The 20,501-nt window shown below is 38.8% G+C and carries 17 protein-coding genes and 2 tRNA genes; 12 read left to right on the top strand and 7 right to left on the bottom strand.

The features are described from left to right. The first annotated feature begins 2 nt into the window (after positions 1 to 2). The 3 genes from ACT3CD_RS10025 (at position 3) to ACT3CD_RS10015 (ending at position 728) form a co-directional block, all read left to right on the top strand. Positions 3 to 76, top strand: a tRNA-Asn gene (locus tag ACT3CD_RS10025). A 32-nt stretch (positions 77 to 108) separates the two neighbouring features. After that, positions 109 to 182, top strand: a tRNA-Asn gene (locus tag ACT3CD_RS10020). Positions 183 to 458: 276 nt separating this feature from the next. After that, positions 459 to 728, top strand: a complete 270-nt coding sequence (locus ACT3CD_RS10015; protein ID WP_444645335.1) for a DUF3781 domain-containing protein — start codon at positions 459 to 461, stop codon at positions 726 to 728. 259 nt (positions 729 to 987) lie between these two features. On the opposite strand, the gene typA is transcribed toward ACT3CD_RS10015, so the two are convergent. Continuing rightward, positions 988 to 2,790, bottom strand: a complete 1,803-nt coding sequence (typA, locus tag ACT3CD_RS10010) for a translational GTPase TypA (protein WP_444645333.1) — start codon at positions 2,788 to 2,790, stop codon at positions 988 to 990. 513 nt (positions 2,791 to 3,303) lie between these two features. Here typA and ACT3CD_RS10005 point away from each other — a divergent pair. Next, positions 3,304 to 3,561 (top strand): hypothetical protein, encoded by a 258-nt coding sequence (locus tag ACT3CD_RS10005; protein ID WP_444645331.1) that lies wholly within the window; start codon positions 3,304 to 3,306, stop codon positions 3,559 to 3,561. A 207-nt stretch (positions 3,562 to 3,768) separates the two neighbouring features. Here the strand turns inward: ACT3CD_RS10005 and queA are convergent, their stop codons facing one another. The 5 genes from queA to ACT3CD_RS09980 form a co-directional block, all read right to left on the bottom strand. Continuing rightward, the gene (gene queA / locus ACT3CD_RS10000; protein ID WP_444645329.1) at positions 3,769 to 4,818 is read right to left on the bottom strand and encodes a tRNA preQ1(34) S-adenosylmethionine ribosyltransferase-isomerase QueA; all 1,050 of its coding nucleotides are present in this window, start codon (positions 4,816 to 4,818) and stop codon (positions 3,769 to 3,771) included. 61 nt (positions 4,819 to 4,879) lie between these two features. Further along, entirely contained in the window at positions 4,880 to 5,626 is a 747-nt protein-coding gene (truB, locus tag ACT3CD_RS09995; protein WP_444645327.1) for a tRNA pseudouridine(55) synthase TruB, read from the bottom strand. An 8-nt stretch (positions 5,627 to 5,634) separates the two neighbouring features. After that, complete coding sequence (locus ACT3CD_RS09990; protein WP_444645326.1) at positions 5,635 to 6,441, bottom strand: undecaprenyl-diphosphate phosphatase; 807 nt, start codon at positions 6,439 to 6,441, stop codon at positions 5,635 to 5,637. 47 nt (positions 6,442 to 6,488) lie between these two features. Continuing rightward, on the bottom strand, positions 6,489 to 6,758 hold the full coding sequence (locus tag ACT3CD_RS09985; RefSeq protein ID WP_444645324.1) for a DUF3098 domain-containing protein: 270 nt from the start codon (positions 6,756 to 6,758) through the stop codon (positions 6,489 to 6,491). Between the two features lie 14 nt (positions 6,759 to 6,772). Beyond that, on the bottom strand, positions 6,773 to 7,642 hold the full coding sequence (locus ACT3CD_RS09980) for a cell division protein FtsX (RefSeq protein ID WP_444645322.1): 870 nt from the start codon (positions 7,640 to 7,642) through the stop codon (positions 6,773 to 6,775). Between the two features lie 315 nt (positions 7,643 to 7,957). On the opposite strand from ACT3CD_RS09980, the gene ACT3CD_RS09975 reads away from it, so the two are divergent. The 7 genes from ACT3CD_RS09975 (at position 7,958) to ACT3CD_RS09945 (ending at position 18,050) form a co-directional block, all read left to right on the top strand. Beyond that, positions 7,958 to 9,343 carry a polysaccharide deacetylase family protein gene (locus tag ACT3CD_RS09975; protein WP_444645321.1) on the top strand — a complete coding sequence of 462 codons (1,386 nt, stop codon included), beginning with the start codon at positions 7,958 to 7,960 and terminating at the stop codon, positions 9,341 to 9,343. Positions 9,344 to 9,446: 103 nt separating this feature from the next. Then, positions 9,447 to 10,907 carry a lipopolysaccharide biosynthesis protein gene (locus tag ACT3CD_RS09970; protein ID WP_444645319.1) on the top strand — a complete coding sequence of 487 codons (1,461 nt, stop codon included), beginning with the start codon at positions 9,447 to 9,449 and terminating at the stop codon, positions 10,905 to 10,907. Positions 10,908 to 11,519: 612 nt separating this feature from the next. Then, positions 11,520 to 13,121, top strand: a complete 1,602-nt coding sequence (locus ACT3CD_RS09965; RefSeq protein WP_444645317.1) for an asparagine synthase-related protein — start codon at positions 11,520 to 11,522, stop codon at positions 13,119 to 13,121. Positions 13,122 to 13,278: 157 nt separating this feature from the next. Further along, on the top strand, positions 13,279 to 14,193 hold the full coding sequence (locus ACT3CD_RS09960) for a sugar transferase (RefSeq protein ID WP_444645316.1): 915 nt from the start codon (positions 13,279 to 13,281) through the stop codon (positions 14,191 to 14,193). A 614-nt stretch (positions 14,194 to 14,807) separates the two neighbouring features. Continuing rightward, positions 14,808 to 16,064 (top strand): glycosyltransferase family 4 protein, encoded by a 1,257-nt coding sequence (locus ACT3CD_RS09955; protein WP_444645314.1) that lies wholly within the window; start codon positions 14,808 to 14,810, stop codon positions 16,062 to 16,064. Then, positions 16,045 to 16,812: a glycosyltransferase family 2 protein gene (locus ACT3CD_RS09950; RefSeq protein WP_444645313.1), complete on the top strand. Its 768-nt coding sequence runs from the start codon at positions 16,045 to 16,047 to the stop codon at positions 16,810 to 16,812. Before ACT3CD_RS09955 ends, ACT3CD_RS09950 begins: the two co-directional genes overlap by 20 nt. 299 nt (positions 16,813 to 17,111) lie before the next feature. Then, positions 17,112 to 18,050, top strand: coding sequence for a hypothetical protein (locus ACT3CD_RS09945; protein WP_444645311.1), 939 nt, complete (start codon positions 17,112 to 17,114; stop codon positions 18,048 to 18,050). A 59-nt stretch (positions 18,051 to 18,109) separates the two neighbouring features. On the opposite strand, the gene ACT3CD_RS09940 is transcribed toward ACT3CD_RS09945, so the two are convergent. Then, the gene (locus tag ACT3CD_RS09940; protein ID WP_444645309.1) at positions 18,110 to 18,949 is read right to left on the bottom strand and encodes a M48 family metallopeptidase; all 840 of its coding nucleotides are present in this window, start codon (positions 18,947 to 18,949) and stop codon (positions 18,110 to 18,112) included. A gap of 39 nt (positions 18,950 to 18,988) precedes the next feature. On the opposite strand from ACT3CD_RS09940, the gene ACT3CD_RS09935 reads away from it, so the two are divergent. Further along, on the top strand, positions 18,989 to 20,500 hold the full coding sequence (locus tag ACT3CD_RS09935; RefSeq protein ID WP_444645307.1) for a GH3 auxin-responsive promoter family protein: 1,512 nt from the start codon (positions 18,989 to 18,991) through the stop codon (positions 20,498 to 20,500). The last annotated feature ends 1 nt before the right edge of the window (position 20,501 follow it).

Raw genomic sequence — 20,501 nt, 5'->3', positions numbered from 1 at the left:
ATTCCTCAGTAGCTCAGTTGGTTAGAGCGGCGGACTGTTAATCCGTAGGTCGTAGGTTCAAGTCCTACCTGAGGAGCTAAAAGTTCTTCAATTTCCATAAAATAAAATTCCTCAGTAGCTCAGTTGGTTAGAGCGGCGGACTGTTAATCCGTAGGTCGTAGGTTCAAGTCCTACCTGAGGAGCTTATTACTACAAACCACCCCCTTCATTTACATTTTCCGGCAAGTATCTATCTGAATATTTATATTGTGCGCACCGAAGCATTCAATATATATATGACATCAGCAAAAAAACGCCATATTTTCCATACTCTCTTTCAAAATTATCATTTTTGTGTTTCATAATCGGATCGATTTGACACTCCTGTTTCAGGACGCTTCTTCAATCACATTAATGTATTGTTAAGGCGGACTTACAGATGCCGCATTAGTGGAAAATCAAACGCAACACAACGTATAATGAAACAATCATCAATGTTTATAAACAAAACCGAAATTCTTAATCATATTTGCTACACCGAACTGGTTTACGGCAGAATCAATAAAAAACTGAATAGTAACTATTCGAAAACAGAAATAGAACAAACGCTATTCAAAATTATAAAAGAAACCGAGATCGGATTTTTCCATAAAACCGGAAAAAATATCTATGTTAAGAATTCGAAAAACAATATCAGAATTACAATAAATTCAAACACATACAGAGTTATAACAGTTGACAAAATCTAAATAGTACTTGTCTATGAAATCAACTCCTGCGTTACGTCTGCATTCAGAATGATCATTTACATCAGTAAACATATTTTTTTAGCTTCATTTGCCACTAAAATATCAAATGGCAGCCAACTAGTCAAACTATTATAAATGTAGAGTATAACAAAAAGAGAATCCGCAAAAATGAATCATTAAATTCATCTTTGCGGATTCGTTATATTTAGTACCTGATCATACTAGTAATAAAACCAGACTATAATCACCGGTGACTCGATTAAAATTGTTTATTCTGACGTTTACGTTCAAACTCCTGCAATAAAATCTTACGCAAACGAATGGATTTGGGTGTTACTTCAACATACTCGTCTGCCTGAATATATTCAAGTGCTTCTTCGAGACTAAAGACAATGGGAGGTACAATACGCACTTTATCGTCGGAGCCGGAAGCCCGCATATTGGTCAATTTTTTACTTTTGGTGACATTTACTGTAAGATCGCCTTCCCTGTTATTCTCACCAATCACCTGTCCCAGATATACTTCCTCCTGCGGAAAAACAAAGAATTTACCCCTGTCCTGCAATTTATCAATGGCATAGGCAAAGGTAGTCCCCCCTTCCATGGCAATTAGCGAACCATTTTTACGTTTTTCAATGAGCCCTTTCCAGGGTTGAAATTCGATAAATCGGTGAGCCATTACCGCTTCGCCAGCCGTAGCTGTCAACAAAGCATTTCTCAATCCAATGATACCCCTCGACGGAATAATAAATTCAAGATGAACCCGTTCGCCTTTTCGCTCCATGGACCGCAATTCACCTTTTCGCATAGAAACCATTTCGATGGCACGACCCGAAACTTCATCGGGCAGATCAATCGTTAGCTCCTCTACCGGTTCATTCTTCTGACCGTCAATTTCTTTTATAATAACACGGGGCTGTCCAACCTGTAATTCGTACCCCTCACGACGCATGGTTTCAATCAATACTGACAAATGCAACACACCACGTCCATAAACGATCCAGGCATCTGCCGAGTCAGTCGGCTCAACCCGCAAAGCCAGATTCTTCTCCAGCTCTTTATACAAACGATCACGAATATGACGAGAGGTCACAAATTTACCATCTTTACCAAAAAACGGAGAGTTGTTGATGGTAAACAACATACTCATTGTTGGCTCGTCAACGGCAATAGGATCCAAAGGTTCAGGATTCTCTACATCACAAATTGAATCACCAATATCAAAACGATCAAGTCCAACCAAAGCACATATTTCGCCATTTTCAACTTCATCGACTTTGACACGTCCAAGACCTGAAAACACATTTAACTCCTTAATGCGTGTTTTAGAAACTTCACCTTTCCGGCCTACCAAAGCGACTTCCATATTTGATTTCAGCTTCCCGCGGTGCAACCGGCCAATGGCAATACGTCCCACATAAGACGAATATTCCAGCGAAGTGATCAACAATTGAGGTGTTCCATCCATTTTATCAGGTGCCGGAATATGCTCAATAATCGCATCCATCAAAACGTGAATATCGTTGGTTTTTTCCTTCCAGTCGGAAGACATCCAATTTTCTTTGGCTGAACCATAAACAGTCACAAAATCAAGCTGTTTCTCTGTGGCATCCAAACTAAACATTAAATCGAAAACAGATTCCTGAACTTCTTCAGGGCGACAATTTGGTTTGTCTACTTTGTTAATTACAACGATAGGCTTCAATCCCAATGCCAACGCCTTCTGTAACACAAAACGAGTTTGCGGCATAGGTCCTTCAAAAGCATCAACCAACAGCAAAACGCCATCGGCCATATTAAGAACCCGTTCAACCTCACCACCGAAATCGGAGTGACCGGGCGTATCAATAATATTGATTTTAGTGTCTTTCCAGATCACTGAAACGTTTTTCGAAAGGATAGTAATACCTCGTTCACGTTCCAGATCGTTATTGTCCATGATTAATTCACCAACTTGCTGGTGATTTTTAAAAAGGTTGCCGGCCATAAGCATTTTATCAACCAGGGTTGTTTTACCATGGTCAACGTGGGCAATGATGGCAATGTTTCTAATTTTTTGCATATAGTAGAATTCCGAATTGGGGTGCAAAATTAGTGTATTTTAAGCGATTATGAACTATTGAAATAGTCCGGCCCAACCATTTTACGCTCAATATTATTGCAACTATCAATATAATAACACGTTACGAATAGTTAATTTTTAGTAAAAAACCAAAGAAAAAAACGAATAATTGTAAAACAGACAAACAACGCGTTATCACGGTCGCAACCTGAGCCATCCAAAAACCAACCATTATTGTATGTTTGTCTATAAAGTCAACTTCTGCGTTACGCTTGTCAATAAAACTGTCTCCGTCTTCTTCCTCCTTGTAAAGCATAATCAAAGCAATAGCTTTGCTTATGCCTTTACTTCGTTCGTCAGTTCCTTGATTTTTATGACTTCGCAAGCCTCAAAAATGAAATGTTGATATCTGCCTCTGAATTTTTCGGGGAAACATTATTTATCAAAAAAAACATGGTATCTACTCGCAAAAATCACTTAACTTACAGCAGCCGAACATTAAAAGCATACAATATGTCAACCGATTTAAAACAATTACTTACTATAAGTAACAGAGCGTTAGCCGAAGAGATTCAGGATTACTTAGAATCGAAGTCTATTATATGTCTGCTTGAGTCGGATAATCCTGCATCGTCTGTTATGAACCTCACTATGGGCGGCGCCACTATTGAAAGTATCACAATTTTTGTACATTCTTCTGTGTTTGCACAGGCTGTTGGCTTCATTAAAGAGAGTCCATATAAGGAAATACTCACCAGCGACTTGTCATAAATTCTTCAGAACAAATTCCCTTTTTCGGAAAAAACAATTATTCCGGTTCTTCAACAGAACCAGACACGCTAAAATTACGCTCAAACAGATATGAGAAGGCTTTCCGTCTGCCATCTAAAATGGGACGTTACCAAATGTTAAAAAAAAACAGCCCAAAAAACATAAAATTTTTCGGGCCGTCTTTGAGTTTTCTTTATCCCCCCTTGGTTATATAATTAACATGGCATCGCCATAGGTTCCAAACCGATACTTCTCTTTAACAGCCACTTTATAAGCCTTCATGATTAAATCATAGCCTCCAAAAGCAGCAGTCATCATCAACAATGTAGAGTAAGGTAAATGGAAATTTGACACCATGCAATTAGCCACACTAAACTCATAGTTGGGAAAGATAAATTTATTGGTCCATCCTTCAAAAGGCTTAACATGACCGTAAGTACTAACCGAACTTTCAAGTGTTCGCATAACAGTTGTTCCTACGGCACAAATTCGTTTTTTATCGTCCTTGGCTTTATTGATAACTTCAGTGGCTTCTTCGCGGATAAAAATCTGTTCAGAATCCATCTTATGCTTGGTGAGATCTTCCACATCCACACTCCTAAAATTGCCCAAACCGACATGAAGCGTCACGTAAGCAAATTTCGAACCTTTAATCTCGAGACGTTTCAATAACTCACGACTAAAATGTAACCCGGCGGTAGGCGCAGCAACAGCGCCTTCGTGTTTGGCAAATATGGTTTGATACCGCTCACTGTCTTCTGGCTCAACTTCCCTGTTTATAAATTTAGGCAGAGGCGTCTGGCCCAATCCATATAAAGTTGTTTTAAACTCCTCATAGGGCCCGTCGAATAAAAAGCGCAGGGTGCGTCCCCGTGAAGTGGTATTATCAATTACCTCGGCCACCAGGGCGTCATCTTCACCAAAATAAAGTTTATTCCCGATACGTATTTTACGTGCCGGATCAACTAAAACGTCCCATAAACGCTGATCCTGGTTTAGTTCCCGAAGAAGAAAAACCTCAATTTCTGCCCCTGTTTTTTCTTTGTTACCATAAAGCCGGGCAGGAAAAACCTTTGTGTCGTTAAACACCAAAACATCATCCTCCTTAAAATAATTGATAAGATCCTTAAAGATTTTATGTTCTATTTTCCCGGTGGCCCGATTAATAACCATCAAACGCGACTCATCACGATTAAGCGTTGGATGCAAAGCGATCAGTTCCTCTGGCAATTTGTATTTAAACTTCGATAACTTCATAGTAACAAATTATATTTGAGTGATTTTTTTAAACAAAATAAGCTGACCTTATACGTATAAGTCAAGCATTTGTTCGAATTTCTTTTAAAACTTCATTAAAATAATCGAACGACATAGCAGCATCAACTCTTAAAACGCCATTGGCAGTGCGTCGTAAACTGCTGAGATGTGCCCCACAATCCAAGGCCAGCCCCAAATCGTGAGCTAACGAACGAATATAAGTTCCTTTACTACATTTTATTCGTACGGTAGCCACCGGATGGTTAAAACTCAACAGCTCCAGTTCAAAAAACTCAACGATGCGGGGTGGCATCTCAACATCGCCATTTCCGCTGCGGGCATGTTGATACCCACGCCGACCTTCTGCCCGCACAGCAGAAAAGACAGGTGGTGTTTGCGTTTGAACTCCCAAAAAATCTTTTAATGATTGCTCGACCTTTTCTTTGGTAATATGTCCTGTTTCAAAAGTTTCCGAAAATTCAGTTTCAAGATCATAAGAAGGTGTTTCTGCACCAAAAGTAATGTCAGCCACATACTCTTTATCCAACCCCATTAATTCATTGATGCGTTTGGTAGCCTTACCAATACAAAGTACCAATAAACCGGTAGCCAAAGGATCGAGCGTCCCGGCATGTCCGGTTTTTATTTTTCGGATACCCAGGTTGGCCCGAAGCATAATACGAACCTTGTTAACCACGTCGAACGACGACCATGTTAGTGGCTTGTCGATTAAAAGAATCCGCCCTTCTTTAAAATCTTCGGCACTTTTAGCCTGCCTTACATCTAATTCCTTTACTAAATCTTCCATTCCATTATTTACGCGATGAGTGCACCACTTATCGCAAATATAGCCACCAAGGCACAATAAACGGCAAACCATATAAGTTTGCCATTACTCACGATTCGAATCATCCATTTACAAGCAGCCAATCCAGCCACAAAAGCAGCTACAAAACCAACTACCATAGGTAACACACCAACGCCACCCGACGCTGCATCGACGGGCGCTTCGTACTTCAGAACACTCAAAAAAGCTTCCCCTAAAATAGGAACCAAAACCATTAAAAAAGAAAACTTGGCCACGCTTTCTTTGCGCGTACCCAACAAAAGCCCGGTTGCAATGGTTGAACCAGACCTTGAAATACCAGGAATAACAGCTACCATCTGGGCGATACCGATAATAAAAGCACGACCAAATGAAATATCTTTGTTGCCCGGTTTACGATAGTAGGCAAACGACAACAGAAGAGCCGTAACAAACAACATAGATCCCACCAGAAACAAAATGTCGGGCGTGTCGAAGAGAGTTTCGACAGCATCCTTAAAAAAAAGCCCAACTACGGCAACAGGAATCATAGAAACTACAATCTTAAGCAGGTATTGTGTTTCTTCGTTCCACTTAAACCTAAATAATCCCGTTAACAAGGTAATAATATCCTTACGAAAGACGACCAATGTGCTTAACACGGTGGCAGCATGTACCATAACAGTAAATATCAGATTATCACCGGGGGCCACGCCCAATAACTGTTTTCCAATTTCAAGATGTCCGCTGCTACTAACAGGTAAAAACTCAGTCAACCCCTGCAGCAAACCAAGGATTAAAGCTTCAATCCAATTCATAAAAAAACGATTGTTTATTCAAAAAAAAGCGAGAGAGTTAACAATTTCTATTTATCGGCACGCGGCTTTTTCATAATGGCATAAATCGCAAACAAAAATCCAAATAACACCACCATAGGTGCCAATGTGATTCTTTGAAAACCATAAACAGCCTCATTGAACACTTTTGGATCGTCGCTGCCACCACCAATCATAAGAACAAAACCCACAACGACAATTAAAAATGAAAGGGCTAAAAGTAAGTAGTTCTCTTTGCCAAGCGCCATTTCAAACTTCTTTTCGGAAGTCGATTTTTTTGTTGTTTCTTTTTTTGACATGATCAAAATCTTTATCAATAATACAATTCATCGGTACGCAACCGCAAATATTTATTAACCGCGAAAAAAGTTGAAACCAAAGTCAACACGATACCGGTAACAACCACAAAAACAAATAAAACACCAATCAATAGAACATTAGAAAAACCTATGACACCATTCAATTCACTGCTTAGGCCATAAATAACAGCCGACAGTAAAATGATAGCGACTGTAGCGCCGGCCAGGCCGTGCAAAACACTTTTCATGAGAAAAGGACGCCTTATAAACACGCGTGTGGCACCTACCAACTGCATGGTACGAATCAAAAACCGACGCGAATAAACCGATAGACGAATAGTATTATTAATTAAGGCCATCGCAATCATCAGAAGCAGCACACTAAACACACTTAATATCAGCGAAATACGCCTGATATTATCATGAATTGCCTCCAACAGATTTTTCTGGTAATACACTTCTTTTACTTCGGGAAAGCTAAGCACTTGCGATTCGATACGAGCCATACTGTCTGGTCGAGCCCAATCAGCTGCCAACTTCACTTCAATAGAAGCCAGTAACGGATTATAACCTAAAAACTCAACAAAATCTTCCCCCAATTCCCCCTTCAAAACACCAGCCGCACGTTCTTTATTGATATACTCTGCTGAGCGAACGTAAGGTGCTGCGTTCAAAATCTTCTGCAATCGCATCACTTCGGCTTCCCGGGCATTATCTTTTATCAAAACGGTAAAACCCAGATTTTCTTTCACATAAACCGATAAGCGACTGGCATTAAGCAATAAAAACCCAATAATTCCCAACAAAAAAAGCACCAACGAAATACTAATTATCGTGGTGGCATACGAACTGCGTAGTTTCCTTTTTGCTGCTGTACTGCTCATATTATGATCCCGTCTTTAAATTTCAAAAGGGCATATTTAATCAAAATTAGCTGCAAATATAGTTCAAAAGCTATTAAAAACCATGTTAAAAACTATTTAATTAGAGTCTGTCTATAAAGTCCAACTTCTGCGTTTCGCTTGCCCTCAAAATGGTCATTTACGGGAGTAAACTCACATTTTTCGAGCTGCGCAAGCCTTGAATTTGAACTTTATAACTCAAACTCCCGACTTTATGGACAGGCACTATTTTATCCCGCCAATAAAAAAATCGCTAATTTTAGAGCGTCGAACAACGCTATCAGAAAAAAAGATAATATGCAACTGTCAAAAAATCAAATTGAATATCTCTTTTTTCACCTTAGGCAACATTGGTATGCCAAACCAGAGCTCACAGGTCGTATCAGGGTTATGGAGGCAAACGATGACAGTTACAAGCACGACACCGATCAGATTATTTTTTTAACCTCGCCTTTGCCAAAACCACAGTCAGCTTTCATTAAATTCGATAAACAACAGTTACCCATCCTCTTTCCACTCGAAACAACCAACAATCTGTTTCGGAGAGATGAAAACAACAACCTGATTTTCTGTCATGACTACTTGTCTTCGGCCTTCTACCTATTATCGGGTAAGCAAGAAACGGAAATCACAGAACGGGATAAATTCGGTCGCTTTCCACACGCTGCCAGCATTCAGCATAAATTGGGATTCACCACCCTACCGCTGGTTAATTACTATTTTGAAATCATTCTGCAAGGCTTCGAAGATTATGCCTTAAACCATAACTTCACAATTCGTCGCAAACGACTCTTCCAAAACTTCGGTTTTTTACTGAGCCATGATGTGGACCGAATCGCTTTTCATCATCCAAGAAATATTGCCTATAAAATAAAACAAATCATCGGTTTATCACCACTTACATACTCCTTTACTAAAACTATAAAGCTACTTGTTTCAGGCATTCTGTTCAACCTGAATCCCTTTGCAACCAACGATCCCTGGTGGAATTTTGACTGGCTGATAAATCTGGAAAAACAGCTGGAAATAAGATCCACATTCTATTTTCTGAAACGCGAAGATGGCGCCAAAAACGCCCAATACACTTTGAAAAATAAAAAAATTAAAACTTTAATAAACAGACTATTAAAAGATAATTTTGAAGTATCACTTCATGGTACCATAGCCAGTGCAAACCAACTGGAAAACCTGATTTCACAAAAAAAAGAAATGGAAACTGTCACAGGCATTCACCCTCAGGGCATCCGGCAACATTATCTCATGTTCTACCATCCCCAGACTTTTAAGATACAGCAGGCAGCACATTTTATTTACGATACAACACTGGCCTTTGCCGAACACGACGGCTATCGCAACAGCTACTGTTACCCCTTTCATCCCTACGATTTTGAGAATGATAATACGATGGACATCTGGGAAATTCCACTGGTGATTATGGAAGCCTCCATTTTACAATATAGAAAAGCAGGTTATGCAGAAATGAACAATGCTGTGGAGCACTATATTAAAGAAGCGCAAAAATTTGGCGGAATATTTAGCCTTTTATGGCACAATTGTCGGCTTAATAATATTGAATATGGTGGTATATCAGCATTTTATGTAAATCTATTAAAGTATATAATTAAGCAATCGCCGAAGACGCTCACCGGTATAAGTTTAATTAAACAATTGTCCAACCAATAAAGATATTACTTTTGATTAAGATGTTCTAAAACTTATCCTCAGATAATTAAATCATTTAGTACATAGGAATAGTATCTTTGCATCATTCTTAAAAACTCGGAACTTGGGAACGATAGCCAAACAAACCATACAAAATTCATTTTTTTCGTATCTGGGTGTAATACTTGGAGGCGTTAATATTGCGATTTTATATCCACGCATTTTTTCGGAGGAGCAGGTAGGACTGATTAATGTTCTTATCGCTGTTTCAGCTATGTTTGCACAATTTTCTTCGTTGGGGGTAAACGGTGTAACGAATTATTTTTTCCACCATTTCAGAGATAAAGTATCCCGACATAAGGGCTATTTTAGTATAATAGCTTCGGTTATTATTGTTGGCTATGTGTTATTCCTAATTATTTTTGGCTTGTTTAAAGACCAAATTCTATCCTCTAAGGCAGAGGAGTCTGTTCTACTTGGACAATATGGCGCGTATATTATTCCTATTACTTTTTTCACCTTGTCGTTTCTGGTAACCGACATCTATGCAGCTGTACTTTCTAAATCGGTTATCGGTGTTTTTATGCAAGAATTCATATTTCGTTGCATCAACCTCGTATTGTCCTTACTCTTCCTGTTTAATATTATCGACTTTTCTTTATTCCTGTTTTTGTATGTCTTAGCCCTGGGACTTCCACCAACTGTCATCGTTTTTGAATTGTATCGCACCGGGAATATTTCTTTGCGGCGTCCCGACAAATCGCTATTGAGTGTGCATGGTTTAAAAATGATTAGTGTTGGGGCATTTTATATTTTATCGGGTTTTGGGGGCATGCTCATTACTTATATTGATCGCTATATGATCAATATCTTTCTCGGATTGGGGTCTACGGGTATTTATTCAATAAGTAATTATGTTGGCACCTTAGTTCAGATTCCCAGAAGAGCGATGGGAAAAATTGCTGCGACTTCTTTAGCCGGATTATGGTCTAAACACGATATTGGTCAGTTACAAGACTTGTACTATAAGAGTGTTGTATCCCAGCTGGGAGTGGGCGTATTGATATTTATTGGTATATGGATTAATATAGATGCCGTTTTCGAAATATTGCCGGTAAGCTACCAGGCCGGGAAATGGGTAATATTCTTTATAGGATTGGCTAATCTTTTGCATAGTGCAATGGGTTTAGGGGGCGTTATTGTTGTGACTTCAGAATACTATAAACTAAATACTTATCTTACTTTTATTTTAGGAATACTTGCAATAGGTACCAATTTAATTTTTATTCCAATTTGGGGAATTACAGGTGCCGCATTTGCCTCTGCTTTTTCGAAATTTATTTATGTGGGCATTAATATGTTTGTGATTCAACATAAATTAGAAATTCGCTCTATTCGTATTGAACATTTTACAATCCCTTTAGCCGGTGTTGTCAGTTATTACCTCATTTCTCTCTTCAATCCAGAGTGGCATTGGATATATTTACTTATTGTCAGAAGCCTTTTTATCACTGTTGCATATCTTATGCTTTTAAAACTATTCCGGGTGATTCCAAATTTAAAGGATTTTGTTAAAAACTTTTGATAGTATGACCAGAGGCATCATACACTCCACCATTGAGAAAGCAGTAAATTAAAAACGACAACTATAAGACCAACAGACATAAAAACAAAACATTCCCCAAATAGCTTTGGCTTTACACCCAAAAAGTAAATTATTGGGAAATTACTTCATACGATTTGAAGGACATCCAAACATGATTTCAAAATGGAGGCAAGCGTCCTAATCTTGGCTCGGCATTCGTAGGTCGTTGCAACCATAATTTTAACAAAAAACCTTTTCTTTTTTAACACAAGAGAAGTCCGAAATAAAACGTGGCTGACAAAAATAGTACATTGTTCCTTAATTGATAATAGATTAATATTTGCCAACAAAACAAATTATTGAATAACACCCAGCAACTATTATTACAAAGCTAAAAATTGAAAAATGGTGAATCAGTAGGTCATACGACTTTAAATAAAACGTTTTTAGAGCATTCCAACCATGTAGAACCACTAATTCCAAAATTAAACAACAGCTAATTAAAATTATATCTGAGCATAACCTATCACTGGAATTCATGAATCTCATCTACTTTGGTTGAGATTCTTTTATTAACTTTGTTTATGACATTGTAGTTAACACAAATTTTGAATGACAAATAAAATTTCAGGCTTCATCCTATCGAAGGAAAAAATAAATTATGTACCCAAAATAAATCCTCGTCTTAAAACGAAAGTGATTAAAGGCGATTGGGGCGTTTTAGCTTTATATAGTATCAGTGAAGATATTAAACCAATTTCACCAGGTGTTTGGTCGCTTGGATTTCCGCCCCATTCCGATTTGTTAAAACACAATTTGCTGATTTCTGTGAGCGACGAGGGTGTCGTCGTAGAAAATGATTGGATTGGAGGAATCCCTGTATACTACAATGTAGATGATAAAATTATATCAACGTATTCCAATGTTTGTCTTCAGGACGACAAATCATTCGATGACGAGGGTTTATACCTGTTTCTAAAATATGGGTTTTCGGTAATGGGAGTAACGCCATTTAAAAAAGTTAAATCCTTACGTTATTATTCTTCAATACATTTTTCAAAAAAGACGATAGATGTTGTTGAAAAGGAAGACCCTGCTTTGTCAGTTGACCTTTCAAAGCCAGCCAATGAAGCCGACATTAGAGAAATGATTAGAGAGGATATAAGTCATCTTCTCGATCAAACCACGGGAACTGTCATTTGCCCCCTTTCTGGCGGTCTTGATTCCAGAGTTCTATGTTCATTAATACCTGAAAAACAAAAATATAGAGTTAAAACGTATACATTTGGGATATCTCCCAAACAAGAAAAAAGTTTTGAATCACAAATCGCAAAATCTGTCTCTCAAAAATTAAATCTTCAGTGGAAACAAATCCCATTAGGAAATGCTTATCAAGACATTAATGAATGGCATGATTTATTCGGATTTGGCACCCATTTACATGGGATGAATCATATCGAGTTTTTAAAGAAAATTATCAGCGACAATCCTGATGTCAAAAATCCTATTCTTTTAAGCGGTTTAAGTGGCGGCGCTTTTTCAGGCGGATATTTATCGGGCATTAAGGTTGAAAATACCAGCCAGATATACCAATTGGCTTTAACTCATGATTTAAATTGCAACTCCTTACTACCCTATCGGGAAACTTATGCAGAAACCAAATTTTTTGAACAGAATAAAGCGCTATTATCTGATCTGCGATGGTACTCTGTAGTCAGCATGCGTTTAAAAATGAATCTTCTACATTATTTATATAAACTACCTGACCATCTGGGAATGTCATCCACTTCACCTTATAATAATTTTGACATCGTCTGCAAGATGTTGTCTTTGCCACCTGAAAGATTGCATAATAGGTTGTGGGTTAAAGATTATTTTAAAAAAACAGGCCTTCACTACCGAAGTCGTTCAGTCTTTGGTGACACCCGTAATACTCTAAACAGACAGCTGTTTAGTGCTTCAAATTATGTCGACCTGAACCCCAGATTATGGCAAAATACGCCAATTCAAACGACACAAATTAATCAAGTAAACCAATTTTTAAGGAGCTATTCTTCACCCATTGAAAACGTTAAACACTTTTTAACAACACAAAGAGGGATAAAGGAGATTGTTAAAATTTTTGGGTTAAAAAATACATTTAACAGCAACTTATCAATATATCAAACACTAAAAAGCATTGAGATGACATTACTAAATGAAAATTCTAAATAAGTACTTTCAGTGTTTTGCCAAATAAAGAGGTATGATAAAACCTTAGAATATGAATCTGAAAACCAGTTACACATTCTTTTTATTGAACTTTGTTCGTCATTCACACAATTGACTGATTATTAAAATTCGGCTGAATGTTCTCAAATATTATTTTATAATGCAAGCTATTTATCCCATTGTTCTCTTTTGTTATAATCGTCCAATCCATCTGGAAAAAACTATAGATGCGCTTAAAGCTAACAACTTATCACGTCTGTCTGAATTGTACATTTACTCAGATGCACCCAAAACTGCAAAAGATGTGGATAAAGTTAAACTAGTGAGAACTTTGCTGGCTCATATTCAGGGATTTAAGCATATAACCGTAGTAGAACGGACATCGAATATGGGTTTGGCGGCATCTGTTATTTCAGGCGTTTCGGAAGTGCTGCAGCACCATACTGCGTGCATCATCCTAGAAGATGATCTGGAAACATCACCCTTCTTTCTTAACTTCATGAATCAGGCACTATCCATACACGAAAAAAACGACAATATATTCTCGGTGTCAGGCTACTGTCCACCCATCAAAATACCGCATAATTATCCCCATGAAGCATTTCTTTTTCCACGAATCAATTCGTGGGGTTGGGCGACCTGGCGCAACCGTTGGCAAAAAGTTGATTGGGAGGTACAAGACTTTAACCAATTTATCTCTAATAAAAAGCAACGAGCTCAATTGGCACAACAAGGGACTGATTTACCGGTCATGCTACTTAAGCAACAACAAAAAAAAATTACATCCTGGGCAGTACGGTTTAATCAGGCATGTTTTAATCTTGGTGGTACCAATGTATATCCGATTAGGTCAATGGTGCGCAATGTAGGTGCCGACGGCAGCGGAACCCACATGAAAAGCTCCGGCAAATATGCCGTTTCATTAACGCACCAACCCTTAAACCCAACGCCGGCCATAAAAAACAGTTGCATAGACCAGGCCTTTAAACGCTTTTACCGGCCGTCGCTTTACCGCCGATGTATTAACCGCATTAAAATAGCACATTATATCTGCCAACAATCAAAAACAATATAGCAGTTAAGCAGAATCAGTTAATTAAGTTCAACTTCTGTGCTATGCATATTCTCAAAAAGGCATTTACGATATTAAACATACATTTTCAGACTTCGCAGGACTTGAATTAAACACTCCTTTCCCGACTCTTGAAGCTTACCGTTACGCTTCTTTCTAAATGATCATTTACAACAATACACTCTCATTTTTAGGAATAACAAAAACCTTGAATTAAAATTGCCCGGCTTTATAGACAAACACTAAATAGAGTCTGTCCATAAACTAAGTGTTTGAAATATAAAGTTCAAATACAAGGCTTGCGAAATCATAAAAATCAAGAAGTTTACTTTTCGTAAATGACTGTTTTTATGGCAAGCATAACGAAGTAGTTGACTTTATAGACAAACACTAAATAGTCGCACAAAATACCTCAATCACAATCAATAAACAGGCTATCCCATACGGGTCATAAAACCAATTGCATTTTTTGCTACCTTTGTTACAGTGCAAAGTCCAATGAAAGATGTCAATTAACCTGTTCTAAACCCACCTTCGCACGACTGTTGCAAAAACATTTGAATGATTAACGAACAGACATCCGGCAAGATGTATCGTTACGAATAAAAACCAGGTATATGAAGGTTGTACACATTAATAAAAGTGATTTAACAGGCGGAGCAGCTGTGGCCGCATCTCGAATTGTCGCTGCCCTTCGCCAACGCAATGTGGACGCCTCCATGTTGGTGGCCGAAAAAAAAAGCAAACACACCTGGGTCACTTCAATTATCCGCTCGCGAAAAGACAATGCCAGATTAATGTTTTACTTTTTACAGGACATCGTAGCCTTTCTTCCATACGAAAAAAACAAAAGAGGCCGGTTTGCCTTTTCATTGTCACGCAAAGGATTTGACCTAAGCAACCATCCTCTGGTCCGGGATGCCGATATTATTCATCTGCATTGGTTCAACCAGGGATTTCTTTCTTTAAAAGGACTACAAACGCTTATAAATACCGGAAAACCGATTGTATGGACGCTTCACGACATGTGGAGTTTTACGGGAGGCTGCCATTATACAGCACAATGTGACCATTACACAAACAGCTGTGGCAACTGTCCTATGTTGCTTGAATCGTCAGCAAAGGATCTCTCATTTGTTCAATACGCCAAAAAACAGAATATTTATAGCGATGCATCAATTTCATTTGCCACGTGCAGTAACTGGCTTAAACAGATGGCACAAAAAGCTACGCTGATAAAACAATTCCCCATTCATTGCATCCATAATCCCATTGATACCGACCAGTTCAAACCCAAGCCCCGAATCGAGGCGCGCAGGGAGTTGGGACTTCCCCTCGACAAAAAAATTATTCTTTTTGGGGCAGCCAACACATCCGATCCCCGTAAAGGAATGCCGCTTTTGTTACACGCTCTTAACGAACTAAAGGATAAACCTTACAATCAACACATTGAATTAGTCATTTTTGGCAAAACAACTCCCGGTATCGAAGAAAAACTACCCTTCCGCACCACGCTGATGCATTATATAAACAAACCCGAATTATTGGCAAATCTATATAATGCGGCCGATTTATTTGTTCTCCCTTCATTAGAAGACAACTTACCAAATACCGTTATGGAATCGCTGTCGTGTGGAACGCCCGTAGCTGCCTTCCGCATCGGAGGCGTACCCGAAATGGTTGCACATGGCACCTGTGGTTACCTGGCCCCTGCCGGTGATGCCAAAGGTTTGGCAGAAGGCATTGACTTCCTGTTGTCGGGCAGTAATCAGGATTATTTTCGTCAGGAAGCCCGCCAACGGGTTCTTGAAAACTTCTCACCCGACCTTGTTGCCGGACAATATCTCGAATTATATGAGTCACTACTCCCATAGTTCCAGCATTCCGGTTGTCTCTATCATTACAGTTGTATACAACGGCGTCGATACGCTGGAGAGAACCATTGAAAGCATTGTACAGCAGACCTATGAAGCCATTGAATACATTGTGATTGATGGTGGCAGCAACGACGGAACACATAACATCATAAACAAATACAAAAAAAACATTCAAAAATTTATCAGCGAACCCGACAATGGCCTGTATGATGCCATGAATAAAGGCATGCAAATAGCAACAGGTCAATATCTATGGTTTATTAATTCGGGGGATGAAATTGCTGATAGTAATATACTTACAACTATCTTTAGTCGATTTCCCAAAGCCGACCTATACTATGGTGACACCATAATTACCGACATCCAGGGGCGTGAAATTGGATTAAGGCGGCTCTCCCCGCCCGAGCAATTAAGCTGGAGAGATTTCAGACATGGCATGGTGGTAAGCCATCAATCTGTAATTGTCAGTGTAGATGTTTGCCACCCATATCTTTTAAAATACAAATATTCGGCTGATTACGAATGGGTATTATACGCCCTTAAACAATCTGCAACCATTATTAATACCCATTTGGTGCTCTCCAGATTTTTAGACGGGGGGTTAACTAAAAAAAATATTTTACCCGGTCTGAAAGAAAGATTTAATATTATGACTCAATACTTTGGTTTATTAAATACTACTATACACCACTTTCCAATCGCTTTCAAGTTTATTAATTTTATTGTTAAATACAAAAGATATTAAACGATCAGAAAAATTAAACTGTAAGATTGACAAACCTTTAGGTTTTTAACTATATTTGAATTGCTTTTAAACAACCCTTTCTTTACGCCAGTAGAACAACAAATAGTTGATAACAAAACAATTAAGCACACTGGCTTTTTTTACATGTTAAAAAATTATTTATAATAGATTTTCATCTATACCAAAACAATACCGGAATTAGAATTACACTATCAGGGGGGCTAACGAAACATAGAAGTCATACAATCAATAACTTCTATACATACAAGCGCAAATAAACAACCAAAACAATAGCTACGATGTTTCAGGTTTACCTATCGGAATTAAAAGAATTAAGATATGCAATTCGTAAAGTACAATATCAAAAAATACTTTATGATAAATGTAGCGCTTCTTACAGGGAGCATCTTTCCATCATAAAAAAAACCGAAACCAAACTTAAAAAGGTAGGTTCGGGAAGGAATGACACACCCAAACAAGATCTACATTACATATTTAACAGATGGTTGGAAACCGACAAGATCAGAACCAAACATCGACGTCAGGAAATACTGACCGCCAGATTGTCGCAAATCGCTTCATTAAAAGTCGCCGATTATTTAAAACAACGCATTGATGATTTATCCAAAGAAAAAAGATTGCTAAAAGGACTGGAAAGCCAGGAAGCTAAAGTCATTGCCAAACTCGAAAAAGAAATACAAGAAGCAAAAGACCCTAAAGGCGCCAGCTTCATGCCTTTTATACTAAATACTGAAAATTTATCCATTGACCTGGAAGAAATTAAAGACACTCTCTTGTTGGGTGAAATGGCGTTAAAAAAACTCACTGAAGCCATTAAAATAATGAAACCCCTCTCCGAGTCAAACAGCAACGATTTTGCAACCGTGCCACAACGCGGCGAATGGTCGTACGTCGCATTCATTAATTGTGTTGAGGCTTACATGAACCTATGTGCTTTCCGGAATGAACTGTCACAATACGTTGAGACCCGCGATTTACAGTTACATCTGGAGGCTGTACCCAAATTTATGAGTACACTCATCAATCAACTCATACTGGATTGGACCGAAAGCAAACGGTTTAAGTTATCGCTATTTCACATACGCAAAACCATTAATATGGTTGAAGCCTTACTGCAGGGACTCAACGTAAAAAAGCATAAAGTGGAAGGAGAACTTGCGATTACCACCCAGGAACTGGATGCGATCACTAAAAGACTAATAATAACTACAACTTAACAAACAACACATTATTCCGGTTAAGGTTAAGATAAACCTTAGCTATCCGGACTTCACTACTAATAAATGGTGGTACGATATGATTTCATTTCACGGGCCTTTTGCCGGGCACAACCATTTGTACAACGGTCAAGAAGCCGCCAAAAATCCGGTCCATGATTTTTCTCTACAGTGTGGCACAACTCGTGCAACAACACATAATCAGACAGCGACTCAGGTAAACGCATTAAATGCAAATTCAGATTAATATTATTAACCGAAGAACAGCTACCCCAGCGACTTTTCAGATTTTTTATAAAAACACGGTTATAACTAAAGCCAAATTGCCTGGCCAACTCGGCCAAACGTGGCACTAAAAAACGCTTTGCCTCACGACGCATCGCTTCTTCAATGCCATAACGAATAACCTCCTGAATAGAGTCTTCTGTAACCTTTCGATGCATCGGATAGAAAACATCCAGATATCCATTGTTTAAAAATAAACGCACATCGCTGCGTTGTGCTTTTGAAATCCTTAACACAAACGAACGTGATCTGAAAGCCGTAGACTCATCAAATACAGTCAGTTTCTCTTCATATGACTTCATTTTTTGAAGCGATTGCAAAATCCAGGTTTTTTGTTGCACCACAAAAGCCATCGCCGTTTTTATCGGATAACCGGGCGGAAATAAAACCTCAACACCCTTTATGGGCTTTACACGCAACGACAATCGACGACACCTCTTATCGCTACGAAATGTAACCACCCCAATACCTTCCAGTTCTGTCTCAAACAAATCCGATCGCTTCATATAATGGTTAAAACAATTAATCAAAGATAACGTTTTAAGAAGATTCGCCGAAAGGAAATGAAACGGATTGATAAAAGGCTTCAAAACCCGAATACATACATCGCTCATTTTTCCTATCTTTGAAAATCATATCATAAAGAGCTCTATATGCCCGTTATTAATGAAATAATGTCGTTTATCAACACCGGACGTGTCAACGAAATAAAACATTTCAGCCAAAATGGAGAAGACGTCCAGTTGGAGCAGTTTAAAATGCTCATAAAAAAGGCCCAAAATACCGAATTTGGAAAAACATATGACTTTGCTTCCATAAAATCAGTAGAGACATTCAAAGAACGCGTGCCCGTATACGATTACGAAGCCCTGATGCCATTAGTGATCCGACTTCGGCAGGGTGAAAAAAACCTGTTATGGCCCGGTGAAATCAACTGGTTCGCCAAAAGTTCGGGAACCACATCAACCAAAAGCAAATTCATCCCCATTTCCAAAGAAGCCCTTAATGACTGTCATTTTCAGGGTGGGCGCGATGTTCTGGTCATTTATCAAAACCTGTATCCCGACACGAAAATATTCTCAGGCAAGACGTTAACGCTAGGTGGAAGCCAGCAAATCAACAACTTCAGCAACAGCTCAGTATATGGTGATTTATCAGCCATCCTGATCAACAACCTCCCATTTTGGACCAACTTTTTTCGCACTCCCGAGCGCGACATTGCTCTTTTAGATGAGTGGGAAGAAAAACTCAGACTCATTACCGAAACCACCATCAACGAAAATGTGACCGCACTGGCGGGCGTTCCTTCCTGGTTTTTGGTGTTGCTAAGAAATATTCTGAAAGTTTCAGGTAAAAACAATCTGTTGGAAATATGGCCCAATTTAGAGCTCTTTATTCACGGCGGCATCAATTTTACCCCTTACCGTCAACAATATAAGGATTTGATTCCTTCAACAGAAATGCATTATTTGGAAACCTATAATGCCTCGGAGGGCTTCTTTGCCATTCAAAGCGACCCAGCTTCTCCCAGCCTTTTGTTGATGCTCGATTACGGCATCTTCTACGAATTTATGCCACTATCGGAATTAGGCAATCCACATCCGCGCACTCTTAGTTTGCACGAAACCCAAACGAACACCGACTATGCACTCATCATATCCTCCAACGGAGGTTTGTGGCGCTATCTCATAGGCGACACCATTCGGTTTACCTCAAAAAACCCCTATAAAATAATCATTTCAGGGCGCACCAAGCATTTCATCAATGCCTTTGGTGAAGAAGTTGTTATTGACAATGCTGAAAAAGCACTTCAGGCAGCCTGTCAGGCAACAGGAGCTGTGATACACGAATATACGGCCGGACCTATTTTTATGGATTCTGAGACCAAAGGGTCACATCAATGGCTCATTGAATTTGAAAAACAACCGGAAAGCACACAAAAATTCATAGAAGAGCTGGATACCACCTTACAGTCCATCAACAGCGACTACGAAGCCAAACGATATAAAAACATCACTCTGGCGCAGCCAACCCTCACCATAGCCCGTGAAGGACTGTTTATAGACTGGCTAAAAGCAAAAAACAAACTGGGAGGCCAGAATAAAATTCCCCGTCTGGCCAATAACCGCGAATATTTAGACGACCTCATCAAATTAAACCAATAAA

Source organism: Geofilum sp. OHC36d9, from assembly GCF_052400685.1.
Classification (GTDB): Bacteria; Bacteroidota; Bacteroidia; order Bacteroidales; family Marinilabiliaceae; genus CAZHHH01.
The sequence above is the reverse complement of the archived record's forward strand: the minus strand, read 5'-3'. Positions and strand labels throughout refer to the sequence as shown.

Excerpts from the sequence above, each read along its gene's own strand:
- ACT3CD_RS10015 (WP_444645335.1), top strand. The coding sequence starts at position 459 with ATGAAACAATCATCAATGTTTATAAACAAAACCGAAATTCTTAATCAT.
- typA (WP_444645333.1), bottom strand. The coding sequence starts at position 2,790 with ATGCAAAAAATTAGAAACATTGCCATCATTGCCCACGTTGACCATGGT.
- ACT3CD_RS10005 (WP_444645331.1), top strand. The coding sequence starts at position 3,304 with ATGTCAACCGATTTAAAACAATTACTTACTATAAGTAACAGAGCGTTA.
- queA (WP_444645329.1), bottom strand. The coding sequence starts at position 4,818 with ATGAAGTTATCGAAGTTTAAATACAAATTGCCAGAGGAACTGATCGCT.
- truB (WP_444645327.1), bottom strand. The coding sequence starts at position 5,626 with ATGGAAGATTTAGTAAAGGAATTAGATGTAAGGCAGGCTAAAAGTGCC.
- ACT3CD_RS09990 (WP_444645326.1), bottom strand. The coding sequence starts at position 6,441 with ATGAATTGGATTGAAGCTTTAATCCTTGGTTTGCTGCAGGGGTTGACT.
- ACT3CD_RS09985 (WP_444645324.1), bottom strand. The coding sequence starts at position 6,758 with ATGTCAAAAAAAGAAACAACAAAAAAATCGACTTCCGAAAAGAAGTTT.
- ACT3CD_RS09980 (WP_444645322.1), bottom strand. The coding sequence starts at position 7,642 with ATGAGCAGTACAGCAGCAAAAAGGAAACTACGCAGTTCGTATGCCACC.
- ACT3CD_RS09975 (WP_444645321.1), top strand. The coding sequence starts at position 7,958 with ATGCAACTGTCAAAAAATCAAATTGAATATCTCTTTTTTCACCTTAGG.
- ACT3CD_RS09965 (WP_444645317.1), top strand. The coding sequence starts at position 11,520 with ATGACAAATAAAATTTCAGGCTTCATCCTATCGAAGGAAAAAATAAAT.
- ACT3CD_RS09960 (WP_444645316.1), top strand. The coding sequence starts at position 13,279 with ATGCAAGCTATTTATCCCATTGTTCTCTTTTGTTATAATCGTCCAATC.
- ACT3CD_RS09955 (WP_444645314.1), top strand. The coding sequence starts at position 14,808 with ATGAAGGTTGTACACATTAATAAAAGTGATTTAACAGGCGGAGCAGCT.
- ACT3CD_RS09950 (WP_444645313.1), top strand. The coding sequence starts at position 16,045 with ATGAGTCACTACTCCCATAGTTCCAGCATTCCGGTTGTCTCTATCATT.
- ACT3CD_RS09945 (WP_444645311.1), top strand. The coding sequence starts at position 17,112 with ATGTTTCAGGTTTACCTATCGGAATTAAAAGAATTAAGATATGCAATT.
- ACT3CD_RS09940 (WP_444645309.1), bottom strand. The coding sequence starts at position 18,949 with ATGAGCGATGTATGTATTCGGGTTTTGAAGCCTTTTATCAATCCGTTT.
- ACT3CD_RS09935 (WP_444645307.1), top strand. The coding sequence starts at position 18,989 with ATGCCCGTTATTAATGAAATAATGTCGTTTATCAACACCGGACGTGTC.